The organism is uncultured Anaerofustis sp. (assembly GCF_938029165.1).
Taxonomy (GTDB): Bacteria; Bacillota; Clostridia; order Eubacteriales; family Anaerofustaceae; genus Anaerofustis.
On the sequence record NZ_CALHFB010000008.1, the window covers coordinates 1 to 2,051 of the forward strand.

At 37.6% G+C, this 2,051-nt stretch carries 1 protein-coding gene; it reads left to right on the forward strand.

Annotated elements, in window-relative coordinates:
• The first annotated feature begins 726 nt into the window (after positions 1–726).
• Positions 727–1,836: an undecaprenyldiphospho-muramoylpentapeptide beta-N-acetylglucosaminyltransferase gene (murG, locus tag Q0516_RS01375; protein ID WP_294468998.1), complete on the forward strand. Its 1,110-nt coding sequence runs from the start codon at positions 727–729 to the stop codon at positions 1,834–1,836.
• The last annotated feature ends 215 nt before the right edge of the window (positions 1,837–2,051 follow it).

Genomic DNA, 2,051 nt, shown 5'->3' on the forward strand with positions numbered 1-2,051 from the left:
AGCACCACGCAGTGGAAGAATTTTTCTCGAAGTTTTTTTTCTTCGGAAAAAACTTTGCGGGGTTTTTAAGGGGCAGCGCCCCTTGAATGTTTGTTTCTTTATAAAAGAAAAAAATAATAACTTAATTGCAATTTTATTCTCTTATTAGGATAGATTTGCAGCTAAGTTATTTCGATTATTGAGTAAAATAATCGGTAGTTAGTTAAATGAAGTTTATATACATATTAGTTGTCATATCGTGAATTAAAATCGCTTAAGATTAATTGATGTAAGTAAAAGAATTTTAATTTAATAATAATATTAGTATTTAATTGTATTGTATTATTTATATTAAAACTCTTCTAAAAGTTTTGGAGGGGTAACAACTGTTCCAAAATTTTGAGCAGAAATAAAATAAATAATATATACAACTTATATATTAATAAAATGTCTTTTTAAAATATAGGGAAGTGGTAGCTTCTCTTTCACAAAATGCTGCCCGCATTTTGTGAAAGAGTCGCTAAATCATCCCATTTATAAAAAGTATTATACTTTATTAAAGATAATAACTTTTTTAGGTAATTTGCGGATGAATGACTTAAATAAGTTAAAGATCCCTTTTGCCGAAGGCTTAGCACCACGCCCAGCGGCGCACTTTATCCAATATTTATGCGCATAAATATTGGTGGGGTTTAAGGGGTGAAACCCCTTTGCTGTTTGTTTCTTTAAAAAGAAAAGGAGAAAATTATGAAAATATTAATCGCCGGCGGCGGTACCGGAGGACATATCTATCCGGCCGTTGCAATAGCAAATCAAATAAAATACGAACATCCCGACGCTGAAATAATGTTCGGCGGAAGAATGGACTGCATGGAAGCGGATATAGTCCCCAAAGCAGGATATAAATTAAACAGCATTAGGATTTACGGTTTTGAAAGATATTATTCCAAGCTTCAAAAGGCGGGAGTTTTCATTAAGATGTTTCGCGGATTTAACGATGCGAGAAAGCTTGTTAAAGACTTTGACCCCGATGTCGTTATCGGTACGGGAGGGTTTGTAAGCGGTCCCGTAGTCCTTGCGGGAGCTTTAAAAGGTAAGCCTACTCTTATCCATGAGCAGAACGCAACCCCCGGATTTACCACAAAGACCCTTTCAAAATGGGCTAATGTCGTTTGTTCAAGCTTTGAAAATACTAAGGAATTTGTAAAATACCCCGACAGAGTGGTTCATACCGGCAACCCCGTAAGAAGAGAGTTCGGTCTTTATAATCGCGAAATAGCCAGAAAAACACTGGAAGTAGATAAAAACAGAAGAGTGATAGTCTGTTTCGGAGGAAGTCTCGGAGCAAAGAATTTAAATGATTCTATGCTTTATTTGATAGATAAATATAAAAACAGAGATGATGTTTTTATTTATCACGTAACGGGAAAAGCGGGATATGAAGAGTTCATGGAAAATGCAAACAAGCAGGGTATAAACTTCGGGGAAATACATAATGTAGAGATAAAGGATTACGTATATGATATGCCTTTGCTTCTAAACGCCGCTGACCTTGTTATCGCAAGGAGCGGAGCGGGAGCGATAGCGGAAATCACTTACGTTGGTCTTGCCGGTATCTATATACCTTATCCTCTTGCCGCTGACGACCACCAAAGGAAAAACGCCGAGGAAGTGGAAAAGGCGGGAGCAGGAATAATGATTTTGGATAAAGATCTCACTGCGGTTAAGCTTGCGGGAGAGGTGGACAAGATACTGGATAATGAAGAGCTTTTAAGGCAGATGAGCTATAGGGCGAAACTTCTTTCCAACCGTAACAGTGCGGAACTTATTGTGGATCAGGTCGAAAAGCTGGTATAAGGGACTCCGTCCCTTAAGAACCCTGCGAATATTTTTCCGAAGCAAAAAATATTCGATAAAATGCTTCCACTCAATCGCCGTGGTGGCTCTTAACGCTTCTCGATTTCCAGAGGAATGCTGCCCGCATTCCTTGGAAGAGAAGCTATCCCACCCTTACAAATAAAAGTTTTATCTTAAATTAAAGGTAATAAATCTTTTAGGTAATATGCGGGTGA